The organism is Pseudomonas corni (genome assembly GCF_057128765.1).
This window is the reverse complement of sequence record NZ_JBSKHW010000002.1, coordinates 506,742-528,549: the sequence shown is the minus strand read 5'-3', so window position 1 is coordinate 528,549 and position 21,808 is coordinate 506,742. Positions and strand designations below refer to the sequence as shown.

Below are 21,808 nucleotides of genomic sequence, written 5' to 3'. Positions count from 1 at the left end.
CTCCTACAAACGTCTGGCACGTACTGGCGCAGGTCTCGGCAGCATGCCATCCTCATTTCCGTCAGCCGCAACGTAGAGCCGTTGTGGCAGCCTGCTCGCTGCTCAGGACGAGTAGCACGGCACATAACAACAAAAAACTGTAAATGAGGCTTCATATGCGTAAACCAGAACTCGCAGCCGCCATCGCTGAAAAAGCAGATCTCACCAAAGAACAAGCCAATCGCGTACTCAACGCCGTCCTTGAAGAAATCACCAATGCTTTGCACAAAAAGGACAGCGTCACCCTTGTTGGTTTTGGTACGTTCCTGCAGCGCCATCGCGGCGCACGCACAGGCAAAAACCCCCAAACCGGTGAGCCGGTGAAGATCAAAGCAAGCAACACTGTGGCATTCAAACCGGGCAAGTTTCTGAAAGACAGCGTTAACCCGTAAGCTGCTCGGCGCCTTAGCGGGAGGCGCAGAGCGAGGAAAGTGGGCATATCAATAAACATTGAATGCCCCTTTTTTATGCCTGCGATTCAATACCTGCGAACGGCCTGAAACGCCACTTTGCGACTGATCGGTTCTGCCTGCGACTAGCTCATTCAAGCCCGCTACACTGCGACGCGGTCGCAACATCCAGACCGGTCACGTTGAGAGCCACGCGCATGAAGTTTCGTTTTCTATTGTGGATGCTGGGTGTGCTGATGGCCCGCGCCAGTCGCAACAATCCGGCGTTCCAGCAGCAACTGGTGGGCAAAGATCTGACGTTTCAGCTGCAAACGTTCGACGGCAAGGTCGCCCGGCATTTCATTGTCCAAAATCAGCGCGTCAGCAGCCGCAGCGGCGTAGTGCCGGAGCCTGCGTTTTCCATTGCGTTCAAAGATGCCGCGTTCGGCTTCGCCGCGCTGCAAGCGACGAACAAGCAACTGGCGTTCATGCAGGGGATTCAGGACAAAGACATTCTGGTGAAGGGCAACACCGGCCTGGTGATGTGGTTTCAGGGCCTGATGAAGTACTTGAAGCCAAGGAAGAAAAAGTAAGCGCCCGCACGAAAGTCCTTTAGGAACGAACTTGTTCGCGAGAGCCCAGAGCTGCATCAACCGTGAGACCGCCTCGCCAACTAGTTGGCTCCTACAGAACAGTCCGCGGAGCCAACGGTGGTCGTTATCAGTGAAACTGCGCAGCCAGTTCGCGCAGCAGCGTTTCTGCTTCGAGCACTTTATGCACAACGTCGTCCGCTTTCTCACGGGACAGCTCCAAACGCTCGAACAGCTCATCCGGGATGCTTTCAACAGGGCCGGAGCCGATGCCTTGTTTTCTCAGCAAGCTGACTGCCATGAACACCAGATTGGCGTACGCCGCGTGTTCGCCGTCGTAATGCGGGTCGTGCTGGAAGCGTAATGCAGTGGACAATTCTTCGGGCATATCCCAGCTGCGCATAAGCCAGGCGCCAATCTGTTCACGGGTAATGCCCAGCAGGTGTTGCTCGACAAAACTGTGATGCAGATGCGGATTGACCTCGATCTGGCGGCAGATCAGCGAGAAATGCGGCGGGAACACGTGTGCCAGCAGCAGATAGCCGAAATTATGCAGCAGGCCCGCCAGGTAAGTCAGACCGTTCTCCGGACGCTTGGCCCGTGGCATTGCGCGGGTCAAGCCTTCAATGACCGCTGCGGTGTAGATTGACTGTTGCCAATACGGCGTCGTGTGTTGCGGCTGATCTTTGGGCAGACTCAGGGTTTTGCCCAGGGCCAGGCCCAGCGCCAGGTTGATTACCAGGTCAAAGCCCAACACCCGCACGATCGCGTCTTCAACCGAGCGAATCTTGCCGGCAGAACCGTAATAAGGGGACGACGCCCAGCTGACGACTTGCGCGGCCAGGGAAGGATCGGTTTCAACCACCCCGGTGATGTCGTCGATGGTCGCATCAGGATCGACACGCAATTTGATGATCTTCTGCGCCGTGTCGGCCAAGGGCGGAATCTCCACCGTCGCTTCCAGGCGCTGCTGAATGCGGCGAGCGGTGAAGTCCTGCATCGCTTTGGTGATTTCCTTACGGTCATCATCCGGGCGGTCGAGGTTAGGTTGAACAGATGTCACCGGCTCGCCGAAGCGTGCGGCACTGGCTTTGCTCAAAAGGCTTTTGAAGTCATCGCAGCTGATTTCCAGCAATAAGCCTGGCTCGCCCGAGTCGATCAGCAGTAGCGGCTCCTGAAGAATGCGCTCTTCGTACAGGCAAGGCGCCCCTGTCAGCGCCGGTAAACCCGGCAGCATGCGCAGATTGTGTTTGCCCAGCATCTGCTCGATGCGGTCCTGCGACACCGCCGTTAATTTGCGGCCTGTCAGTTCTGTGATGCGATTGAGGTCCAACAGGTGGTTCTTGGGGAACAGGATCAGCAGCGCACCCACCGCATCGTCCACCAGAACCGCCTGGATCTTCTGCGCTGCCGGGATTTTTTCGTCGTCCATGACTTCGCGATAATTGATGGCCAATTTGCCAAGCAACTGTCGGATGACAGACGGGGCTTGAAGGGTTGCGTCGACGTGGGCAACTTCTGTCATGGTATGGATCCAAGTTCCTACAATCGTTGGAGTATAACCAGCTTAATTGTTGTCAGGGTGAGGCCGTAACGGATTGCGTTTACTGCTTCACACTTGGCCGTATTGCTGGCCATGGCGCAGCCATCGCTCGAGCAAGGGGCTGACGTGCTGGGGCCATCTTTCGATCAACGCTTGCGCAGCGTCTCTGACGGCTGGCAGCAGATCTGCATCGCGCATCAGATCTGCAACTTTGAACTGAAGAAGGCCGGTCTGCCGGGTGCCAAGCATCTCACCGGGGCCCCTGAGTTCGAGGTCTTTCTCGGCGATCACGAAGCCATCGTTGGTTTCACGCATGATGCCCAGCCGCTGACGACCTATCTGCGACAGTGGCGGGTGATACAGCAGCACGCAATGGCTCGCCGCGCTGCCTCGTCCGACCCGACCGCGCAATTGGTGCAGTTGCGCCAGGCCCAGTCGCTCCGGGTTTTCGATAATCATCAGGCTGGCGTTGGGCACGTCGACACCCACTTCAATTACGGTTGTCGCGATCAGCAGTTGCAAAACGCCTTGCTTGAACTCGCCCATCACCGCCGCTTTCTCGGCAGGTTTCATGCGGCCGTGAATCAAACCGACGCGCAATTCTCCCAACGCACTGGTCAACTCCTCAAAGGTGGTTTCGGCGGCCTGACAGGTCAGCTCCTCGGACTCCTCAATCAGCGTACAGACCCAATACGCCTGACGGCCTTCGGCGCAGGCGTTTCGTACGCGCTCAACCACTTCAATGCGGCGGCTGTCGACTACCAGCACCGTATTGACGGGCGTACGGCCCGGCGGCAGTTCGTCGAGGATCGAGGTGTCGAGGTCGGCGTACGCGCTCATTGCCAAGGTGCGTGGGATCGGCGTGGCGGTCATGATCAACTGATGCGGACACATCCGGCCGCCCACGCCTTTTTTGCGCAGCGCCAGACGTTGTTGCACGCCAAAGCGGTGCTGCTCGTCGATGATCACCAGCGCGAGGTTTTTGAACTGCACTTCGTCCTGGAAAAGCGCGTGGGTGCCGACGACCATGGGCGTGCCGGTAGCGATTTGCTCAAGGGACGTCGCTCGCGCCTTGCCTTTAAGCTTGCCCGCCAGCCAGGCGGTTTCAATGCCTAAAGGCTCAAGCCAGCGCTTGAAGTTGATGAAGTGCTGCTCGGCGAGGATTTCGGTGGGCGCCATTAACGCCACCTGATAGCCCGCCTCCAGTGCCTGCAATGCAGCCAGTGCAGCGACCACGGTTTTACCGGCGCCGACGTCGCCCTGAATCAGGCGCAGCATCGGCTCGTGTTGACTGAGGTCGTAGGCGATTTCATTGCCGACTCGTGTTTGCGCGCCAGTGGGCGGGAAACCGAGATTGGCGAGGAACTGCTTTGGCAGCTTCTTGGCTTTGGGCAAAGCAGGCGCCTGCTGCGAGCGCAAACTTTCGCGCAAGCGCTGTTGCGACAGCTGGTGGGTCAGCAGCTCTTCAAACGCCAGGCGGTGCTGAGCCCAGTGATGACCCAGGGCCAACTCTTCAACGTCGGCATCGGCAGGCGGATGGTGCAGATATCGAATGGCTTCATCGAGCGGCGCGAGCTGATAGTCGCGAGCCAGCTCCTCTGGCAACCAGTCGGGCAGGCTTTGCGGGCCGAGCATTGTCAGGCTTTGCTGGCACAACTGACGCAGGCGCTGCTGGGTCAGGCCTTCAGTGGTGGGGTAAATCGGCGTCAGCGTCACGTCCACAGGCGGCGGCTCGTCGCCGGTAAGCGCGCGATATTCCGGGTGATAAATCTCCAGTCCCGACGCACCGGGACGGGCTTCACCGTAGCAGCGCACATGGGTGCCGCGTTTGAGGCCGTCTTTCTGTGCGTTGCTGAAGTGATAGAAACGCAGGCTCAACACGCCCGTGCCATCACCCAGTCGGACTAACAGACTGCGGCGTTTGCCCATCACCACATCAGTGCCGCTGACTACACCTTCGATCACTGCGTCTTGCCCCGGCCGCAGTTGGCCGATAGGGACAACGCGGGTTCGATCCTGATAGCGCAGCGGCAAGTGGAACAGGACGTCCTGAATGTTCTCCAGTCCGACCTTCGCCAGTTTCTCAGCCATGGCCTCGCCGACGCCCTTGAGCGCCGTCACCGAGACGTGGGACAGCTCTGTCATACCGCCTGCTTAACTTGCTTGTGCTTTGGGTTTGGCAACCGAACACAGGCGAATCGAATCAGCGAGGATCTCGATAGCTTTCGGCCGAGGGAAGCTGGCGCGCCAGGCAATCGCAACCGTGCGGAACGGCACGGGCGGCGACAGTGGACGCACTTCAATTACGCCAGGCGCGTAGTGGTGGCTGTCGACTGCGGACATCGGCAGGATCGAAACGCCAAGCCCGGAAGCGACCATGTGGCGAATGGTTTCCAGCGAACTGGATTCCACCGTCGTGTGCTTGGCGCTGTCGCCACCCTTGACCAGAGTCGGGCAGGCTTCGAGGACTTGATCGCGGAAACAATGCCCTTCACCGAGCAGCAGCAGGCTCTTGTCGTTGAGCGCGGACGCATCGATGGTCGCTTTCTGCGTCCACGGATGATCGGCCGGCATCAGCACATAAAAGGGTTCATCGTAGAGCGGGAGGGTCAGGACGTCTGACTCGTTGAATGGCAGCGCGATGATGATCGCGTCCAGTTCACCGTTGCGCAGTTTGTCGCGCAGGACGTGGGTAAAGTTTTCTTCGATGTACAACGGCATTTGCGGGGCGACCCGATGCAGTTGCGGGATCAAATGCGGAAACAGGTAAGGACCTACGGTATAGATCGCGCCGACTTTGAGCGGTGCGGTCAGCTGGTTCTTGCCGGTTTGCGCCAGTTCACGAATGCCTTGCGCCTGCTCTAGCACTTTTTGTGCTTGAGCGACGATGCCCTCGCCAACCGGCGTCAGACGTACCGCACTCTTGCTGCGCTCAAAAATCAGCACGCCGAGTTCATCTTCCAGTTTCTTCACGCCAACCGACAGCGTGGGCTGGCTGACGTGGCAGCGCTCGGCCGCATGGCCGAAATGCTGCTCTTGGGCGAGGGTAACGATATAGCGCAATTCTGTAAGGGTCATAGCGTGCGTCCATGAAGTTGCGGCCCCAGCATAGCGGGTGCAATCGATAGACGCACGTTATCAACCCCTTCGGTGTAACAAAATCAAGATTTCAACGTTTATCCAGGGAATAAACGAAGGGCGCGACGATTTCAACCGAGCCATTGTTGAGCAGTTCTGCGGGTGGTTTAGGCAGTGGCTGCGCGCGACGGATCATTTCCAGGGTGGCTCGATCAAGTGATGCGCTGCCCGATCCTCCAGAAATCTCGTAGGAAAGCACGTTGCCGTCCTTGTCGACCACGAATCGAAGTCGGCTGGTGCCCTGCGTGCCGCGACGACGGGCGTCTTCCGGATACCGCTTGAATTTGCTCAGGTGACGCAGCAAATCTCCCTGCCAGCTTGGCAATGCGTTGCTCGGCGGACTTGGCGGTGCAACCTGCGGCGCAGCTGATTTTTCTGGCTTGGCGTTGGAAGGCGGTGTTTCTACCGGCTTTTCGTCGGCAGGTTTTTCTTCCTTCGGTGGTTCAACCTTCTTCACCGGTTTGGGCGGCTGTGGTTTTGGCTTGGGCTTGACCGGTTTAGGGACTGCGATTTCCGGCTTTGGCGCTTCGACAATTGGAGGAAGAGGCAATTCTTCTTCCGGCGCGGGCGGCTGTGGCGGCTGCACGACTTTAGGCGGAGGCGGTGGCGCGGGCTCAGGAATTGGCGCCAGCTCGACCATCATGGCGGCCGGCTGCAACTCGATGGCCTGAGAGGTGGGCCAGCGCAAAGCGACGATGATCGCAATGGCATGCACCGCCAGCACCAACAACAGACTACCGCTATAGCGCGTCAGTTTTTGGCGCGTACTGATCATTTCTTACCAACCGTCTCAAGACCGACCAGCCCGACTTTCAAGTAACCTGCTCCGCGCAGAGCGTTCATGACTTCCATCAGATCGCCGTAATCCACGCCTTTGTCAGCCTGGAAGAAGATCGTCGTGTCTTTCTTGCCTTTGGTCTTGGCGTCGAGCGTTGGGCCGATCAGCTCACGCGCAACCTTCTCGTCGCCCAGATACAGGCTCTGATCGGCTTTGACGCTGAGGAAGATTGGTTTCTCAGGTCGGGGTGCCGGTTTCGCCGTGGAGGCAGGCAGGTCGACTTTGATGTCCACTGTCGCCAAAGGCGCCGCCACCATAAAGATGATCAGCAGGACCAACATCACGTCGATAAACGGCGTGACGTTGATTTCGTGGTTCTCGGCGAGATCGTCGCCGCTGTCATTCAGATGCAGGCCCATGGCTTACCCCATTTTTACCATGTGCGGCGGCTGGCTGCGTTCGACGGCAGGCTGGTGGTCCAGGTCGCGACTGACCAGCAATAGAACCTGCGCCGAAGCGTCAGAAACCTGTGCCTTGTACCCGGCGATGGAGCGGGCGAATACGTTGTAGATGACCACTGCAGGAATCGCCGCCACCAGACCCAGCGCCGTTGCAAGCAAGGCCTCGGCAATGCCTGGAGCTACGACGGCGAGGTTAGTGGTCTGGGTTTTCGCGATGCCGATGAAGCTGTTCATGATGCCCCATACGGTACCGAACAGGCCGACAAACGGGGCAGTCGAACCGATCGTGGCGAGTACGCCGGTGCCCATGCTCATATTGCGGCCACACGCTGCAACCAGACGTTCAAGACGGAAGCTCACGCGCTCTTTGATGCCCTCGCGCTCGCGGGCGTTGGCTGATAAGCGCATCTCTTCCAGGGCGTCATGCACCAGCAGATTGGCCAGAGTGCCTTGTTTGCTGGCGCTGACACTGGCTTCATCCAGGGTACGGGCTTTTTTCAGATTGGCGATTTCGCCGCGCAGACGACGCTTGGCGCCTAGCAGCTCAAAGCCTTTGGAGATCCAGATGGTCCAGGTGATGATCGAGGCAATTGCCAGACCGATCATCACCGCTTTAACGACCACGTCTGCGTTTTTATACATGCCCCAAGGCGACAGATCGTGTGACATGCCCAGGCTGTTGTCTTCTGGCGCTGCGTCCAGGGCTTCAACTGGAGCGACAGGCGCTTGAACGCCCGGGGCTGCGTTGGTGTCAATCGGAGCAGTAGCAGGCGCTGCTGATTGTGCGGCGGGAGGCTGAGTCGGTGCAGTCGCGTCGGCAAGGGCGACCGGCATCAGCGTCAGGCTGAACACGACTGCTGCGATACCGCGAATAGCACGTGGCAGGCGTGGAAGCTTGATAGGCGAAGCGGGAGACTGAATAGGTATCATGCTGACCGGACCTGATATGAAAAAATAGGGGTTCGTTCTGTAAGCGTCACACCAGCCCGAGGCGAGCGGAGGAGAACAAAGGGCCAGTATTATTGCAAGTAATTCTCGTTAACGAAAGTAACAGAGTCTCTTTTTTTCCTTCAGTCGCGTTTCGCAGGTCAGTTATTGCACCGCTTTATCGGATCAAACGGACTTTTTTTGGAGATATCACATGGTGGCCCCGTGCGTATTGATTGCTGGTTGCGGCGATATTGGCAGTCGTCTCGCTACGCAACTCTTGGCTCATGATTGGACTGTTTTTGGTTTGCGCCGCTCGATAGGACGACTGCCAAATGGCGTAGTCGGGGTCAGCGCGGATCTGTTCGATGCCCGAATGCCGGAGCAATGGCCTGACGGTCAGATCGACTATCTGGTGTATTGCGCGACGCCTAGCGAGCGGGATGAGGCGGGCTATCGGGCTGCCTATGTCGACGGCTTGCGTCACGTGCTCGACTGGACACAGCGCAGCGGGCAGAGACCGAAACGGTTGATTTTCGTTTCCAGCAGCAGCGTCTACGGGCAGCAACAGGGCGAGTGGGTAGACGAGACGTCACTGACCGAGGCAAGCGGGTTTTCCGGGCAAATCATGCTTGAGGCCGAGCAGGTGGCGCTGCGCAGTGATTTGCCAGCAAGTGTTGTCCGGCTTACCGGCATTTATGGGCCGGGTCGCAGCGATCTGATGAACAGAGTGCGTCAGGGTTATAGCGTGGCGGTCACCCCGCCTTTATATGGCAATCGCATCCACGCTGACGACGCGGCGGGGCTATTGGCCTTTTTGCTATTGGCGGATGCGCGCAGTGTGCCGCTGGAGGATTGCTACATCGGTGTAGATGATGCGCCCGATCCTTTGGCCGACGTGGTCGACTGGATGCGTCATCGACTGGGCGTTACGCAGTGGTCTGAAGAGAGCAGCATTCGGCGGGCGGGGAGCAAGCGTTGCAGTAATGCACGGGCTAAAGCACTGGGCTGGACGCCGCGTTATCCGAGTTATCGGGAAGGGTATGAAGCAATGCTTGCAGAACAGGCTGTTTGATATTTCAGCGTTGCCTTGTCTGTGGGAGGGCGCTTGCTCGCGAAGATATTGCAGTTAATGCATTTGCAGCATCTTAAAAACCGCATCGCGAGCAAGCTCCCTCCCACAGTGGATCAGCTCAAAGCTTTAGTTCTTTTGCAGCAACCACTGGCTTGCACCAGGCCGCAGGTCGGGCATCTCATCCGCTTTAGCGTTGTTCACGGCCTGGAAAATCTCCAGCTGTTTGCCCTGGCGGACGAAGATGTAAGGGTTGCCCTTCTCATTTCGCTCCAGCCACATGCTGTCGTACTCGCCGCTCATGGCTGCGCAATCGCCAGCCAGGCAAAGTGCGTAACGATCATTGTTTGGCAGGCCGGATACGCTTCCGTCTGGCTGAAAGTCGACCACGCCACCTTGGCCCTCGCCCTGAACGATGGACCATTTGCCACCCAGGTAAGCGCTGTAGAGCGCGCGCTCGAAACTGGTACCAGGTTGGGCGCCTGCTGGAGCGGCCTCTTTTGGCGTCTTGAAGTGCTGCTCGGCCCCGGTGTCGCTGGCGGTTTGCACCAGTTGGTCGCCCTTGAGCGTCAGGTCTTCAAAAGAGTTGCCGTAGAAGTCGATGTGCAGCTTGCCATCTGCAGCGCTGACAATCTTGCCTTCGCTGAGCTCAAAGCCATTGGAGGCAGTTGCTTTGCCGCCTTTGGTGTCGACGTTCCATTCAAGATTGGGCCCGTAGGCCAGCAACGCCTGACGCAGGTTTCCGCCAGCAGCGGCTGCATCGATAGCGGTCTGGTTGATCCAGGTGCCATCAGGACTGCGGTTGGAATGGCTGGCGCAGCCGCTTAACAGTACGGCCAGCAGCGAGAGGGCGAACGCAACGCGCATAAACGGAGTCCTTCCTTTGCTCTAGGAGTGGCGGAGCAGGAAATGCTCCGCGAGGGATTTACTCGATAACGAGGATGGCGTCCATCTCGACCATGGCGCCTTTGGGCAACGCAGCAACGCCAATCGCGGCGCGTGCCGGATACGGTTGCTCGAAGTATTTGCCCATGATTTCGTTGACCTTGGCGAAGTGGCTCAGGTCAGTCAGGAAGATGTTGAGTTTGACAATGTCCTTGAACGAACCGCCAGCTGCTTCAGCTACCGATTTCAAGTTCTCGAACACCTGAACGGTCTGGGCTTCGAAGCCCTCGACCAACTCCATGGTTTTCGGATCGAGCGGAATCTGCCCGGACATGTAGACAGTATTGCCAGCCTTGATCGCCTGAGAGTAAGTGCCGATGGCGGCAGGCGCTTTGTCGCTGGTGATAACGGTCTTGCTCATGAAAAACTCCTGTTGTCGGGTTAGCTAGGCGCGCATGCGGGTGATGCGGATGACCCCGGTCAGGGCGCGCAGTTTCTTGATCACGCGAGCCAGATGCACGCGGTCGTGTACGCTGACCACCAGTTGGACCACGCTGATGCGACCATCGCGTTCGTCCATGCTGATTTTTTCGATGTTGCCGTCTGCCGCGTTGACACTGCTTGCCAGCAACGCGATAAGGCCGCGTTGATGTTCGAGTTCGACACGCAGCTCGACATTGAATTCGCCGGTAACGTCCTTCGCCCAGGACAGCTGGATGCATTTTTCCGGGTTATGGCGCAGCTCGCTGATGTTCCGGCAGTTATCCAGGTGTACCACCATCCCTTTGCCAGCAGACAGATGACCCACGATCGGATCGCCCGGTATCGGCGTGCAGCACTTGGCATAGCTGAGGACCAAGCCCTCTGTGCCACGAATGGCCAGCGGACTCTCAGCGTTAGGCAGTTCCTCACCTTCGCTGGCGAGCAAGCGACGCGCCACAACGTAGGCCATGCGGTTGCCCAGGCCGATGTCTTCGAGGAGATCTTCAATGACCTCGACCCGGTATTCGGCAAGAATCAGCTGCACGCGCTCGGAAGGAATTTTCTCAAGCGTGGTTTCAAATCCGTTCAGTACCTTGTTCAGCAGGCGCTCGCCCAGGCTGATGGATTCGGAGCGACGTTGCAGCTTGAGGGCGTGACGAATATGCGTACGCGCCTTGCCGGTGACCACGAAGTTCAGCCAGGCCGGATTAGGGCGTGCTCCGGGTGCGCTGACGATCTCGACGGTAGAGCCACTTTGTAGCGGTTCCGAAAGCGGGGCCAACCGACGATTGATCCGACAGGCGATGCAGCTGTTGCCAACGTCGGTGTGGACCGCGTAGGCAAAGTCGACTGCGGTAGAGCCTTTGGGCAGCTCCATGATCCGGCCTTTCGGGGTGAAGACGTAAACCTCGTCCGGGAACAGGTCTATCTTCACGCTCTCGATGAATTCCAGCGAGTTACCAGCACGCTGCTGCATTTCCAGCACGCCTTTGACCCACTGGCGGGCGCGAGCATGGGTGCTCTTGGGCTGCTCGTCACCGGAGGACTTGTACAGCCAGTGCGCTGCAATCCCGTTGTTTGCCATCTCTTCCATTTCGCGCGTACGAATCTGGATTTCGATGGGGACGCCATGCATACCGAACAGCGTGGTGTGCAGCGACTGATAGCCGTTGGCTTTGGGAATTGCGATGTAATCCTTGAAACGGCCCGGCAGCGGCTTGTACAAATTATGCACAGCGCCAAGGACTCGATAGCAGGTATCGACCTTGTCGACGATGATCCGGAACGCATAGACGTCCATGATCTCGTTGAACGCCCGACGCTTGCCGCGCATTTTTTTGTAGATGCCGTAAAGATGCTTCTGACGGCCGCTGACTTCGCCTTCGATTTCATCAACGGCGAGACAGTGGCTCAACGATTCTTCGATCTTGTTGACCAGCTCTTTGCGATTGCCCCGGGCGCGTTTGACCGCCTGGCCGATTCGCGAGGAGCGCATCGGGTACATCGCTTTGAAACCCAGGTCTTCGAACTCGATGCGCACGCTGTGCATGCCCAAGCGGTTGGCGATGGGCGCATAGATTTCTAAGGTTTCTTTGGCGATGCGGCGGCGCTTTTCACCGGACAACACTTCCAGTGTGCGCATGTTGTGCAGGCGGTCGGCGAGTTTGACCAGGATGACGCGAATGTCTCGCGCCATGGCCATCGCCATCTTCTGGAAGTTTTCTGCTTGCGCTTCGGCCTTGGTCTCGAAGTTCATCTGGGTCAGTTTGCTGACCCCATCGACCAGTTCGGCCACGGTTTCGCCGAACTGTGCGCAAAGCGCTTCTTTGGCGATACCGGTGTCTTCGATCACGTCATGCAGCATCGCGGCCATCAGGCTTTGATGGTCCATGTGCATGTCGGCAAGGATATTTGCCACCGCCAACGGATGTGTGACGTAGGCTTCGCCGCTGCGACGGCGTTGGCCGTCGTGGGCTTGTTCGGCGTAGAAATACGCCCGGCGAACCAGGTTGACCTGGTCTTTGCCGAGGTAGGTCGAGAGGCGATCGGCGAGGGCGTCTATGCTCGGCATGATAGGAAACCCTGCCGGTGGCTGTGACCCTGCGCCGTACTACGTCGACCTGGCATAGGCTTAAACGGCCTCGTTGGACTCGTCCTCGAACGCCGCGAACAATGGTTCATCTTCAACGATTTCAGCTTCTGCGATTACTGCGTAATCCATCAGGCCAGCTGCGATTTCGCGCAATGCCATGACGGTAGGCTTGTCATTTTCCCACGCCAGCTTTGGTTCTTTGCCGCCGGTTGCCAGTTGACGAGCACGCTTGGTAGAGAGCATGACCAGCTCAAAGCGGTTATCCACGTGTTCTAGGCAGTCTTCAACGGTTACGCGGGCCATGGGTATTCCTCGTAGCAAATGCGGTATGCGCGGAGCCCGGATGGGCGAGCGGACTCGACAGTTTAAAAAAACACCAGCGTTTAGGGAAGCGCTGATTTCGTAAAGGTCAATATGTAGGAGCGAACTTGTTCGCGAAGCAGTGTTTCAGAGTGCGCGCGTGGCATCTCTCGCCAGCACGTTGGCTCTTACACAAAGCGTTAAGCCAACAACTGCGCAAGCAACTCGCCAAACCGCTGCTGCTGGTGTTCCTGACTGAGCAGATTGGTGCGGAAGATGGCTTTCAGGTCTTCCAGCGCACTGGCGAAATCATCGTTGATCACAATGTAATCATATTCCACGTAGTGGCTCATCTCGCTGACTGCCTCACGCATACGGCCTTCGATGATCTCATCGCTGTCCTGACCACGATTGGTTAGACGCTGACGCAGCGCTTGCTGGGTCGGCGGCAAAATGAAGATCGAGCGTGCATGGGGCATCCATTTGCGCACTTGTGCCGCCCCTTGCCAGTCGATTTCCAGAATCAGGTCGTGGCCTTCATCGAGTGTCTGCTGCAGTCGGCTTTGGGAGGTGCCGTATAAGTTACCGAACACTTCGGCCTGCTCAAGAAAATCGCCGTGCTCGATCATCCGCACGAATTCGGGGCGGTCAACGAAGTGATAATTCACGCCGTCCACTTCACCTGGCCGCATGGCGCGAGTGGTGTGGGAAACCGACACGCGAATTTGTGGCTGAGCATTGATCAAGGCATTGACCAGGCTGGTCTTGCCCGCGCCCGAAGGGGCGGAAATGATGTACAGGGTGCCGGTGCTGTGAGTCATGTCGAGAGTGGCCTTACTCAATGTTCTGCACTTGTTCGCGCATCTGCTCGATCAACACCTTGAGGTTGACCGCAGCCTGAGTGCTACGAGGATCGAAGGCTTTGGAGCCCAGTGTGTTGGCTTCGCGGTTAAGTTCCTGCATCAGGAAGTCCAGGCGCCGCCCGGCTTGCCCGCCGGTCTTCAATACCCGGCGCACTTCCGTAACGTGGGTGCTGAGACGATCGAGCTCCTCAGCCACATCGCTTTTCTGCGCCAGCAGAACCATTTCCTGTTCCAGGCGCTGCGGGTCGAGTTCGGCTTTCATGTCGGCGAAGCGGTCGAGTACCTTTTGCCTCTGCGTCGCCAGCATCTGCGGCACCAGCGTGCGGAGAGTGGCAACTTCGGTTTTGATCGCGCTGAGCCGCTCGTCGAGAAGTTTCGCCAAGTCTGCGCCTTCGCGGCCTCGGCCAGCTTTCAACTGGTCGAGCGCTTCGTTGAAAAGCGCCATGGCGTCGTTATTCAATGCTTGTGGATCGCTGGCGTCGGCCACCAGCACGCCGGGCCATGCCAGTACCTCCAGCGGATTTAGTGCCGCTGGCTGTTTAATTAGGCTGGCGACGATTTCAGCAGCGGCCACCAATTGCCCGGCGCGCTCGCGATCGACCTGCAGCGGCTTGCCTGCGGTTTCCTCGGTGAAGCGCAGCGTGCATTCGACCTTGCCGCGAGAGAGCCCCTGACGCAATGCCTCACGCACTGCGCCTTCCAGGTCGCGGAAGGACTCGGGCAAGCGCAGATGAGGTTCGAGGTAGCGATGATTGACGGAGCGCAATTCCCAGCTCAACGTGCCTTGGGTGCCAGCGCGCTCGGCTCGGGCGAAGGCAGTCATGCTATGCACCATGGGAGTTACCTCAATAAAGTCAGGCATTGAAAAAAGCCTGCACCGGGCGGTGTTTTGCCCGAATCGGTGTCATGAATAATCGACAGGCTATAAAGGCGCAGGATTGTAGCGCAGTGCAGCGTTTGCGCCCAAACATGGCAGCGTTAGAAGCGATGCATGGTGTCGGGCTGCCCGACGCTGGCGCTTTTTTTCCGGTCGCGGCGAACTGCCGATGGTCATTGGCCGTTGATTAGATGTGCCCAGCGTCGGTTGTCGCCTCTATAATGCTCGGCAGTTTTCCGTCTCAGTACAGGTATCCCAGATGAAACGTCCAAGTGGTCGCGCTGCCGATCAGCTTCGCTCGATCCGTATCACCCGCAACTACACCAAGCACGCCGAAGGTTCTGTGCTGGTTGAGTTCGGTGACACGAAAGTGATCTGCACCGTTAGCGTTGAAAATGGCGTACCGCGCTTTCTGAAAGGTCAGGGTCAGGGCTGGCTGACGGCCGAGTACGGCATGCTCCCGCGCGCCACTGGAGAGCGTAATCAGCGTGAAGCCAGTCGTGGCAAGCAAGGCGGTCGCACTCTGGAGATTCAGCGTCTGATCGGTCGTTCGCTGCGCGCAGCCCTGGACATGTCCAAGCTGGGCGACGTTACCCTGTACGTCGACTGCGACGTTATTCAAGCTGATGGCGGTACGCGCACAGCGTCCATCACTGGCGCGATGGTTGCGCTGGTTGATGCACTCAAAACCATCAAGAAACGTGGCGGCCTCAAGGCCGGCGATCCGCTCAAGCAAATGATCGCAGCCGTTTCCGTAGGCATGTACCAAGGCGAGCCAGTGCTGGATCTGGATTACCTGGAAGACTCGGCCGCTGAAACCGACCTGAACGTTGTCATGACCAGCGCGGGCGGTTTCATTGAAGTGCAGGGCACAGCTGAAGGCGCGCCGTTCCAGCCTGAAGAGCTGAATGCGATGTTGGCTCTGGCGCAAAAAGGCATGACCGAACTCTTTGAATTACAAACAGCCGCACTGGCCGACTGATTCATTCATTAGCCATGGTATCGCACGATGATCGACAGCCAGCCTCCAGCTCCATTGCCGAGTAAAGAAGTTCGCCAATGGGCGATGCTCTGTCACTTCGCAGCGTTTTTCGGCTTGATATTCCCGTTCGGTAATTTGCTGGGGCCGCTGATTGTCTGGCAGCTGAAGAAAGAAACCGACCCGTTTATCGATGCGCAGGGCAAGGAAGCGCTGAATTTTCAGATCACTGTGTCCATCGCCGCGATGATCTGCTTTTTGCTGATGATCGTGGTGATCGGCTTCCCGCTACTGATGCTGGTTAGCGTTGGTGCTCTGGTGCTTACCATCATCGCGGGCATCAAGGCCAATGACGGAGTTGCGTACCGCTATCCGTTTACCTGGCGGTTGGTTAAATAGTCGGCGCGCCGCGTCCGGTTTTTGTAGGAGCGCGCTTGCCCGCGATTGTAGGCCGTCCCCACTGCGGAGCTGTCTTACCTGACGCCTCGCGAGCAAGCTCCCTCCCACATTGAATGCCCGAGGTCTGCCCTGACAAAACAAAGCCGACACGAAGTCGGCTTTTTTGTGGGCGATTGAACGTCAGATAGTCAGCGTCCAGTCGTAGTCCACGATCAGCGGTGCATGCTGCGAGAAGCGTGGCTGACGTGGCAAGCGTGCGCTACGCACGAAGCGGCGCAAGCCTGGGGTCAGCAACTGATAGTCGAACCGCCAGCCCAGATTGAGCATCTCGGCCTGTTCATTATCTGGCCACCAGCTGTATTGATCGCCTTCGCGACTGACTTCGCGCAGGGCGTCGACATAACCCATGTTGCCAACGATCTCATCCATCCAGGCCCGTTCCGGCGCCAGGAAACCAGGAGATTGCTGGCTGTCACGCCAGTTCTTTATGTCCAGCTTTTGCTGCGCAACGTAGAGCGAGCCGCAATAAATATACTCGCGACGTTTGCGCCGTTGCTTGTCGAGGTATTTGCCGAAATCGTCCATGAGCTTGAATTTCTGATTCAAGTCTTCATCGCCGTTCATCCCGGAGGGGAGCAGCAAGGTCGCAATACTGACTTTGTCGAAATCTGCCTGCAGGTAACGCCCGTAGCGGTCGGCTGTCTCAAACCCTAGCCCGTTGATAACCGCCTTTGGCTGCAACCGCGAGTACAAAGCCACGCCGCCTTGTGCGGGAACTTCAGCTTCGCAGGCATAAAGGAAGTAACCATCCAGTTGGAAGGCTGGGTCGTCCAGTTCGAAGGCGGAGGCGCGGGTGTCCTGAAGGCAGATGACGTCGGCATTCTGAGCTTGCAGCCAACTGAGCAAACCACGCTCGACTGCGGCCTGAATGCCATTTACGTTCACACTGATGATCCGCATAAATGGCCCCAAAAATCACGTGCGTGTATGATACCCGAGCTCTACCTAATTAGCTAAATCCGTGGTATTCGGGGCTTTTTTCATGCAGGCGTATCAGCGCGATTTCATTCGTTTTGCCATCGAACGTGGGGTTTTGCGTTTCGGTGCGTTCACTCTTAAGTCTGGACGCACAAGTCCTTACTTCTTCAATGCCGGTCTATTCAACAGCGGATCGGCCCTGGCTCAGCTGGGCCGCTTCTATGCGTCAGCTGTAGTTGAAAGCGGTATTTCCTTCGACGTGCTATTTGGGCCTGCTTACAAGGGTATTCCCTTGGCGGCCGCGACGGCTGTGGCCTTGGCCGAACATCATGGCCGTGATTTGCCATGGTGTTTCAACCGCAAGGAAGCCAAGGATCATGGCGAAGGCGGCAGCCTGGTGGGCGCGGCGCTGGAAGGCGAGGTGTTGATCATTGATGATGTGATCACCGCTGGCACAGCGATTCGTGAAGTGATGCAGATCATCAGCGCTCAGGGCGCGAAAGCCGCCGGTGTGCTGATCGCTCTGAACCGCCAAGAGCGCGGCAATGGCGAGCTTTCTGCCATCCAGGAGGTCGAGCGCGACTTCGGGATCCCGGTCGTGAGCATCGTTTCGCTCAATCAGGTACTCGAATACCTGGCCGATGATCCTCAGCTCAAGCAACATTTGCCCGCTGTTGAAGCCTACCGGGCTCAGTACGGAATCTGAGTGTCCATAGGGATATTGTTTTATGCTCAAGCTGGGCGCAGTCGTTGTTTGTCTATCGCTGGGCAGTGTTGAAACCCTACAGGCCGCCGACAATCCGACCATCATGTTGTACCGCTACGTAGATAGCCGAGGCGTAACAGTCCTGGATACGCAAGGCGTGCCGCCTGAGTATGTCGGCAAAGGCTATGAGGTGTTGAATCAGCGCGGGCGAGTGATTCAGGTCATTCCACCCGCGCCGACGGCTGACGAGATTCGTCAGGCTCAAGCCGCAAAGGTGCAGGCCGATGCCGATGCGCAACTGACGCATCTCTACACCAGCGTCGCGGACATCGATCGCGCCAGGAGCAGGCGCCTTGCCGAGCTGGATGCTTTGATTGCTGTGGCACAGGGCAATGTTCAGGGCCTGGCGGCTCAGCAGTCGACGCTGCAAAGTCAGGCTGCTGACCAGGAGCGTGCCGGACGTCAGGTGCCGAAAACGATGTTGGATCAGATGGATGACCTGCGCGACCAGCAGCAAAACCTCAAGGGCGACATTCTGCGCTACCAGACAGCGCGTCAGCAGGCGGATGCAGCCTTCGAGGTTGATCGGGCCCGATTGCAGAAATTGCTGCAGCCCTAAGCTCCAGCGGCCAGTCTTCAGTCAACAACGTTGATGGGTATCTCCTGCAGGCCGAGTTGAGTCGCCGCCTCGATTCGGTGATTGCCGTTTACGACAACATAGCTCGCGCCTGTTTTGCGCACATCGACGGGCAGAAGCGGCACCCCCTCCTGTATGGCCTGCTTGGCTGACTGTATCCGGCTAGCGTCCAGATCTGTTCTCCTCGTTACGATGCGGTCGATGGATATACGTTGCACGCCCACCGTTTCATCTAAAAAAGTGCCCCAGCTTTTAAAGCTTTTATAGTTATAGGCTTTTCCTACATTCACCGTGCCGTTGGTGAAGATATCAGCGTAGGTATGCTCGCCAACGTTTTGCATCATCACACTTTGAGTCCCATCGTGTTTTTTGTAGGTATAAAGAGCAGCGCCTGCGTCGAAGTCCGCCCGAATATCGTCTAGATGATCAACTTTCAATGAACCGGATTGGGTCAATAGTTCATCAAGTTCTTGCGTAGTTTGAATCTTCTTTCCCTTTACTCCCGAAACTGCTCTCGGCAGCGATCCCGATCCCGAACCACGACCTGACATTAGATAGCCGATGCGGTTGTTGATGCGCTGGGGGGGCTTGAGCCAGCGTTTTATTTTGATCAGCCTGGGACCGTACGCCAGACCTGTAACCGGGTTAATCAGGTGATAACCAACCCGTGTTGACGAGATGGAGCTGGAAAGCGGTCTGATCGGCACATTGGTGATGCCGCCCAGTGTTGCAAGCTGGTCCGTGGTTAGCAGGGGCCGCCAACTTCGTGAATTAATGCTCGAGAACAAACCCGCGACATGGGTGTATGGGGCCGCCTGATTTGAAGGAAAATCAAGACGATGTCGCCTGGCCAATGCATGCACCCCGGTCAAGAAGGTATGTCGGGATTTGCGAGCGTTCAAAGATGCTCGCGCAACTCTGATAAGTCCTCCCGGGCTCATCCCCATCCGAAGGTGCGTACCTGGCACTTTCAAAGCCAAAGCAGTAACACTTGCAAACTTCGGCAGTACTAGCCGGACTCCAAGCTTGATCGTCCCTGTCAAATACTTCACCGTGCCACCGAGTAATCCCATCACGGGATACAGCAGTGTTCCCGCTGCATCCAGAGTACACGTTAGCCCGGCGGAATCTTGGGTCAATAGTGATCTGGCGCAGGCCAGTCCAGGCACAATAATCTCGAACGTCTGGAGAACAGGCGGGAACTGTTTGGCGATCTTTTCCGAATGACTTTCGTGACGATGGTAATCGCGGCTCAGCGTCTCATCGAAGAACAGATTATAAGCGGCCCCGTACTGGGCAATCTGTCTGAAGCGCGATGAGGAAAGCGGCGCGTAATTAATATTTGCGACGACGGGGTCCAAAGCGGCGATCAGGTGCGGGATGACTGTTGACGTCTTTCCCTCGCGGGGATTTGCCAACTCGACGTAGGGGCGCCAGTCCAGGCCAAGCAACTCGCCTTTGTGATAGATGTTCCTGCTGCCAGGGGGGCGTTGCTCAAATTCAAGCGTGGTCGAAAATGTACTGCGACCGTTATGACGCCTGAGTGTGCCGGTCAGCGGAAAGACTTCATAAAAAAAATGTTCGCCCCTGTATTCGCAGCCGATGATAAATCCAAATCTTCCGCGACTGTTTTGGCGGTCTTGTTCTACTTCCGCCTGCACCGTCTTCCCGGTTTCCGAGCGCAGCGAGTAGATGTTTACCTTACCAGCGCTTATCGCGGCCCTATCGCGGCCCGGCATTGTTGAAAGTGTTTGTTCGATGAGCACGGGGTAGCTTGATTTGGCATTAAGGACGTATTTGTCGAATGCATCCTCATACAACGCTGGCATGTCGACTCCCTCAAGTCCCTTGAGGTCTCGAAGTATGCTGAGCTCCCTTAGTTCGCGATGTTCGACCCCGACCAAAAACGGTTCGAAGAGGTCCACCCCGTTTTTCATATGGCCAGCGATGAACACATCCAAGAGCCTATAGCGCCCGGTGTAGCGCTCCACGGGTGAGTAGGATGGTTTTGGCGGAGAAGGCACCCAACTTCGCAACGACAACTCAAGACTCTTCCCGAGCGATGTCGGAATCATCAGCTGTCCCTTCATCAATTCTGCATTAAAGCCAAAGCGATCTGCGAACACCTGATTTGCCATCGCAAGACGATCCGGCATCGCGCGCGCGATTGCCCTGAAAGCGGCCTCGGCGCGCGAGATTTGATCATCAAGTGCAGTCACAGCACGCTTTGTTGCCAGGGTGGTAGGTTCGCGTCTCGGAGCCCTCACCAAGACATCGTGCGCGTAGGCCCATTGCAGCGTGGGCGCTAACCGCGTGCTGGCGATCAGCGTCATCTCATCCTGCGTCGCGTCTTCGCTCAGATCCAGCGCCAGTTGCAGCAGTTGCTCATAGGCCAGCGGAGTAGATCGAACCGGGTCGATTGCGTGGGCAAGGGCAACTCCATGGGTAAAGTTGACCCAGGAGACGGTGCCGTACTTAAGTGATTCGGGGATGTCCGTAACGGCGAAGTCCGGCATGGCCGGCGTCAATATGTAAGCCGCCAGACAGGCCGCGTTTTCGTTGGGTTCGGCATCTGTCCAGGTGCGCCGTTTGAGATGCGCCCGCAACTGCGCGCGGCGGTGACCGTACGACATGCCCCAATGGTGATGATCCTCCGTGCAGTAACCCGCGACATAGCCAGGCTGCTGTTCACCAACCGGATCAAGTTCCAGCATGAGTGCTGCCCAAATCAGCTGCTGGCTGATGTGCGTGTCGGCTTCTTCGCCTGCAAGCCCGCCGAACCAGCCCAATGCGCGTAGCAGCGTCTGGCTCAGCTCGTTGGCTGTAGATGAGCTGAGCATGTTATCGAACACAATCCTGATCGCATCCGGTGAAAGGCTAGCGGTCCCTTGCTCGGCCAATAGGCTCTGCGACAGGAGATGGAATAACGAGCGATTGTCGCGCGTTGTTGCCGGGTTTTCAGGCGCGGCGCTCGACTGCCCTTGCAGGAACTGTCGCGTCGTGGTTTCGATGGTGCTGACGTCTTCATCCCGCAACAACCCATCGATCTGCACGGGAAGGCGGCTCACTCTGGTTTTAGCAGGCGCAGCGTCCGAAGGCAGCTCATCAATAAGTTGCAACCGCCACGTTCGGGTGGGCGCATCGTAGTAAAGCCGGCAGTCCTGTAGCTGGAGGTGCTGAGCCCGTTCGAGATCTTGTTCGGGAGCGGGCTCGTCAGGTGCGAAGGGGCTTACGACCTGAAAGGCGTAACGGGCAGCGTCGAGCTCTACTTCGTAGACCAAGCCCTCAACGAGGATAAAGAGCTGACCGTCAATGTTGTAAACGCCATCGAACGGCGCCGAGTTTTCAAGAGGGGCATACCCTTCAAGCCGTTGGCCAGATGCGAAGGGGGAAAGCAGGTCCGCAGAGATGTGTTCTGTGGGTTCGAAAGCGAACTGCAACTCTAGTGATGGGTCATCAAGAGGCAAAGTGGGGGGTTGAGTAGCGGACATGTGAGCTCTCAGGGGTTAATAAGCAAGTGAAAAGCGAGCATTCACGTTGTTTAAAACCTGGAGTCAGCGATGTCGTTGGAGTCGACGCGAGGAGTAGGACGGTTCTGTGACGTGTGTCGGGATAACTGGAAGGCATTTAGCTTGATGAGACAGGCACAAAAAACCCCGAACGGTGCAGGAC

The 21,808-nt window shown here is 57.4% G+C and carries 21 protein-coding genes; 7 read left to right on the top strand and 14 right to left on the bottom strand.

Annotated elements, in window-relative coordinates; all coding sequences use genetic code 11:
• Positions 1-155 precede the first annotated feature (155 nt).
• Positions 156-431 (top strand): HU family DNA-binding protein, encoded by a 276-nt coding sequence (locus ACWKV9_RS06115; protein ID WP_008366879.1) that lies wholly within the window; start codon positions 156-158, stop codon positions 429-431.
• Between the two features lie 215 nt (positions 432-646).
• Positions 647-1,021 (top strand): SCP2 sterol-binding domain-containing protein, encoded by a 375-nt coding sequence (locus ACWKV9_RS06110; RefSeq protein ID WP_483835179.1) that lies wholly within the window; start codon positions 647-649, stop codon positions 1,019-1,021.
• A gap of 127 nt (positions 1,022-1,148) precedes the next feature.
• On the opposite strand, the gene ACWKV9_RS06105 is transcribed toward ACWKV9_RS06110, so the two are convergent.
• The 6 genes from ACWKV9_RS06105 to exbB all read right to left on the bottom strand — a co-directional run bounded on the left by ACWKV9_RS06105 (position 1,149) and on the right by exbB (position 7,868).
• Positions 1,149-2,543, bottom strand: coding sequence for an HDOD domain-containing protein (locus tag ACWKV9_RS06105; protein WP_483835178.1), 1,395 nt, complete (start codon positions 2,541-2,543; stop codon positions 1,149-1,151).
• An 87-nt stretch (positions 2,544-2,630) separates the two neighbouring features.
• The gene (gene recG / locus ACWKV9_RS06100; protein WP_483835177.1) at positions 2,631-4,706 is read right to left on the bottom strand and encodes an ATP-dependent DNA helicase RecG; all 2,076 of its coding nucleotides are present in this window, start codon (positions 4,704-4,706) and stop codon (positions 2,631-2,633) included.
• Between the two features lie 9 nt (positions 4,707-4,715).
• On the bottom strand, positions 4,716-5,639 hold the full coding sequence (locus ACWKV9_RS06095; protein ID WP_483835176.1) for a hydrogen peroxide-inducible genes activator: 924 nt from the start codon (positions 5,637-5,639) through the stop codon (positions 4,716-4,718).
• A 91-nt stretch (positions 5,640-5,730) separates the two neighbouring features.
• Positions 5,731-6,474 carry an energy transducer TonB gene (locus ACWKV9_RS06090; RefSeq protein ID WP_483835175.1) on the bottom strand — a complete coding sequence of 248 codons (744 nt, stop codon included), beginning with the start codon at positions 6,472-6,474 and terminating at the stop codon, positions 5,731-5,733.
• The gene (exbD, locus tag ACWKV9_RS06085; protein ID WP_483835174.1) at positions 6,471-6,896 is read right to left on the bottom strand and encodes a TonB system transport protein ExbD; all 426 of its coding nucleotides are present in this window, start codon (positions 6,894-6,896) and stop codon (positions 6,471-6,473) included. Before exbD ends, ACWKV9_RS06090 begins: the two co-directional genes overlap by 4 nt.
• A 3-nt stretch (positions 6,897-6,899) precedes the next feature.
• Positions 6,900-7,868 carry a tonB-system energizer ExbB gene (gene exbB, locus ACWKV9_RS06080; protein ID WP_483835173.1) on the bottom strand — a complete coding sequence of 323 codons (969 nt, stop codon included), beginning with the start codon at positions 7,866-7,868 and terminating at the stop codon, positions 6,900-6,902.
• A gap of 211 nt (positions 7,869-8,079) precedes the next feature.
• Between exbB and ACWKV9_RS06075 the strand changes: the two genes are divergently transcribed.
• A complete protein-coding gene (locus ACWKV9_RS06075; protein WP_483835172.1) occupies positions 8,080-8,940 on the top strand; it encodes an NAD-dependent epimerase/dehydratase family protein in 861 nt (286 codons plus the stop codon).
• 126 nt (positions 8,941-9,066) lie between these two features.
• Here ACWKV9_RS06075 and ACWKV9_RS06070 read toward each other — a convergent pair whose 3' ends face one another.
• The 6 genes from ACWKV9_RS06070 to ACWKV9_RS06045 all read right to left on the bottom strand — a co-directional run bounded on the left by ACWKV9_RS06070 (position 9,067) and on the right by ACWKV9_RS06045 (position 14,395).
• Positions 9,067-9,804, bottom strand: coding sequence for a hypothetical protein (locus ACWKV9_RS06070; protein ID WP_483835171.1), 738 nt, complete (start codon positions 9,802-9,804; stop codon positions 9,067-9,069).
• 58 nt (positions 9,805-9,862) lie between these two features.
• The gene (locus tag ACWKV9_RS06065; RefSeq protein WP_268798840.1) at positions 9,863-10,243 is read right to left on the bottom strand and encodes a RidA family protein; all 381 of its coding nucleotides are present in this window, start codon (positions 10,241-10,243) and stop codon (positions 9,863-9,865) included.
• A 24-nt stretch (positions 10,244-10,267) separates the two neighbouring features.
• Positions 10,268-12,376, bottom strand: a complete 2,109-nt coding sequence (spoT, locus tag ACWKV9_RS06060; protein ID WP_483835170.1) for a bifunctional GTP diphosphokinase/guanosine-3',5'-bis pyrophosphate 3'-pyrophosphohydrolase — start codon at positions 12,374-12,376, stop codon at positions 10,268-10,270.
• Positions 12,377-12,436: 60 nt separating this feature from the next.
• Positions 12,437-12,700 (bottom strand): DNA-directed RNA polymerase subunit omega, encoded by a 264-nt coding sequence (gene rpoZ / locus ACWKV9_RS06055; RefSeq protein WP_002551500.1) that lies wholly within the window; start codon positions 12,698-12,700, stop codon positions 12,437-12,439.
• Between the two features lie 197 nt (positions 12,701-12,897).
• Positions 12,898-13,518, bottom strand: coding sequence for a guanylate kinase (gene gmk / locus ACWKV9_RS06050; protein ID WP_483835396.1), 621 nt, complete (start codon positions 13,516-13,518; stop codon positions 12,898-12,900).
• Between the two features lie 13 nt (positions 13,519-13,531).
• Positions 13,532-14,395 (bottom strand): YicC/YloC family endoribonuclease, encoded by an 864-nt coding sequence (locus ACWKV9_RS06045; RefSeq protein ID WP_483835395.1) that lies wholly within the window; start codon positions 14,393-14,395, stop codon positions 13,532-13,534.
• A gap of 301 nt (positions 14,396-14,696) precedes the next feature.
• Between ACWKV9_RS06045 and rph the strand changes: the two genes are divergently transcribed.
• Positions 14,697-15,419, top strand: coding sequence for a ribonuclease PH (rph, locus tag ACWKV9_RS06040; protein WP_483835169.1), 723 nt, complete (start codon positions 14,697-14,699; stop codon positions 15,417-15,419).
• A gap of 27 nt (positions 15,420-15,446) precedes the next feature.
• Positions 15,447-15,815 carry a DUF4870 domain-containing protein gene (locus ACWKV9_RS06035; protein ID WP_483835168.1) on the top strand — a complete coding sequence of 123 codons (369 nt, stop codon included), beginning with the start codon at positions 15,447-15,449 and terminating at the stop codon, positions 15,813-15,815.
• Positions 15,816-15,995: 180 nt separating this feature from the next.
• On the opposite strand, the gene ACWKV9_RS06030 is transcribed toward ACWKV9_RS06035, so the two are convergent.
• A complete protein-coding gene (locus ACWKV9_RS06030; RefSeq protein ID WP_065988229.1) occupies positions 15,996-16,775 on the bottom strand; it encodes a catabolite repression control protein Crc in 780 nt (259 codons plus the stop codon).
• Between the two features lie 82 nt (positions 16,776-16,857).
• On the opposite strand from ACWKV9_RS06030, the gene pyrE reads away from it, so the two are divergent.
• Together pyrE and ACWKV9_RS06020 are read left to right on the top strand one after the other, a co-directional pair.
• Positions 16,858-17,499: an orotate phosphoribosyltransferase gene (gene pyrE, locus ACWKV9_RS06025; protein ID WP_483835167.1), complete on the top strand. Its 642-nt coding sequence runs from the start codon at positions 16,858-16,860 to the stop codon at positions 17,497-17,499.
• A gap of 22 nt (positions 17,500-17,521) precedes the next feature.
• A complete protein-coding gene (locus tag ACWKV9_RS06020; protein ID WP_483835166.1) occupies positions 17,522-18,118 on the top strand; it encodes a DUF4124 domain-containing protein in 597 nt (198 codons plus the stop codon).
• A gap of 17 nt (positions 18,119-18,135) precedes the next feature.
• Here the strand turns inward: ACWKV9_RS06020 and ACWKV9_RS06015 are convergent, their stop codons facing one another.
• Positions 18,136-21,627, bottom strand: a complete 3,492-nt coding sequence (locus ACWKV9_RS06015; protein WP_483835165.1) for a ParB N-terminal domain-containing protein — start codon at positions 21,625-21,627, stop codon at positions 18,136-18,138.
• Positions 21,628-21,808: the final 181 nt, after the last annotated feature.

What these genes read in the sequence shown, in the direction of transcription:
- exbD (WP_483835174.1), bottom strand. Translation starts at nt 6,896, where the DNA reads ATGGGCCTGCATCTGAATGACAGCGGCGACGATCTCGCCGAGAACCAC.
- ACWKV9_RS06070 (WP_483835171.1), bottom strand. Translation starts at nt 9,804, where the DNA reads ATGCGCGTTGCGTTCGCCCTCTCGCTGCTGGCCGTACTGTTAAGCGGC.
- pyrE (WP_483835167.1), top strand. Translation starts at nt 16,858, where the DNA reads ATGCAGGCGTATCAGCGCGATTTCATTCGTTTTGCCATCGAACGTGGG.
- spoT (WP_483835170.1), bottom strand. Translation starts at nt 12,376, where the DNA reads ATGCCGAGCATAGACGCCCTCGCCGATCGCCTCTCGACCTACCTCGGC.
- rph (WP_483835169.1), top strand. Translation starts at nt 14,697, where the DNA reads ATGAAACGTCCAAGTGGTCGCGCTGCCGATCAGCTTCGCTCGATCCGT.
- exbB (WP_483835173.1), bottom strand. Translation starts at nt 7,868, where the DNA reads ATGATACCTATTCAGTCTCCCGCTTCGCCTATCAAGCTTCCACGCCTG.
- ACWKV9_RS06045 (WP_483835395.1), bottom strand. Translation starts at nt 14,395, where the DNA reads ATGGTGCATAGCATGACTGCCTTCGCCCGAGCCGAGCGCGCTGGCACC.
- ACWKV9_RS06065 (WP_268798840.1), bottom strand. Translation starts at nt 10,243, where the DNA reads ATGAGCAAGACCGTTATCACCAGCGACAAAGCGCCTGCCGCCATCGGC.
- ACWKV9_RS06015 (WP_483835165.1), bottom strand. Translation starts at nt 21,627, where the DNA reads ATGTCCGCTACTCAACCCCCCACTTTGCCTCTTGATGACCCATCACTA.
- ACWKV9_RS06095 (WP_483835176.1), bottom strand. Translation starts at nt 5,639, where the DNA reads ATGACCCTTACAGAATTGCGCTATATCGTTACCCTCGCCCAAGAGCAG.
- ACWKV9_RS06035 (WP_483835168.1), top strand. Translation starts at nt 15,447, where the DNA reads ATGATCGACAGCCAGCCTCCAGCTCCATTGCCGAGTAAAGAAGTTCGC.
- recG (WP_483835177.1), bottom strand. Translation starts at nt 4,706, where the DNA reads ATGACAGAGCTGTCCCACGTCTCGGTGACGGCGCTCAAGGGCGTCGGC.
- ACWKV9_RS06090 (WP_483835175.1), bottom strand. Translation starts at nt 6,474, where the DNA reads ATGATCAGTACGCGCCAAAAACTGACGCGCTATAGCGGTAGTCTGTTG.
- ACWKV9_RS06115 (WP_008366879.1), top strand. Translation starts at nt 156, where the DNA reads ATGCGTAAACCAGAACTCGCAGCCGCCATCGCTGAAAAAGCAGATCTC.
- rpoZ (WP_002551500.1), bottom strand. Translation starts at nt 12,700, where the DNA reads ATGGCCCGCGTAACCGTTGAAGACTGCCTAGAACACGTGGATAACCGC.
- ACWKV9_RS06105 (WP_483835178.1), bottom strand. Translation starts at nt 2,543, where the DNA reads ATGACAGAAGTTGCCCACGTCGACGCAACCCTTCAAGCCCCGTCTGTC.
- ACWKV9_RS06020 (WP_483835166.1), top strand. Translation starts at nt 17,522, where the DNA reads ATGCTCAAGCTGGGCGCAGTCGTTGTTTGTCTATCGCTGGGCAGTGTT.
- ACWKV9_RS06075 (WP_483835172.1), top strand. Translation starts at nt 8,080, where the DNA reads ATGGTGGCCCCGTGCGTATTGATTGCTGGTTGCGGCGATATTGGCAGT.
- ACWKV9_RS06030 (WP_065988229.1), bottom strand. Translation starts at nt 16,775, where the DNA reads ATGCGGATCATCAGTGTGAACGTAAATGGCATTCAGGCCGCAGTCGAG.
- gmk (WP_483835396.1), bottom strand. Translation starts at nt 13,518, where the DNA reads ATGACTCACAGCACCGGCACCCTGTACATCATTTCCGCCCCTTCGGGC.
- ACWKV9_RS06110 (WP_483835179.1), top strand. Translation starts at nt 647, where the DNA reads ATGAAGTTTCGTTTTCTATTGTGGATGCTGGGTGTGCTGATGGCCCGC.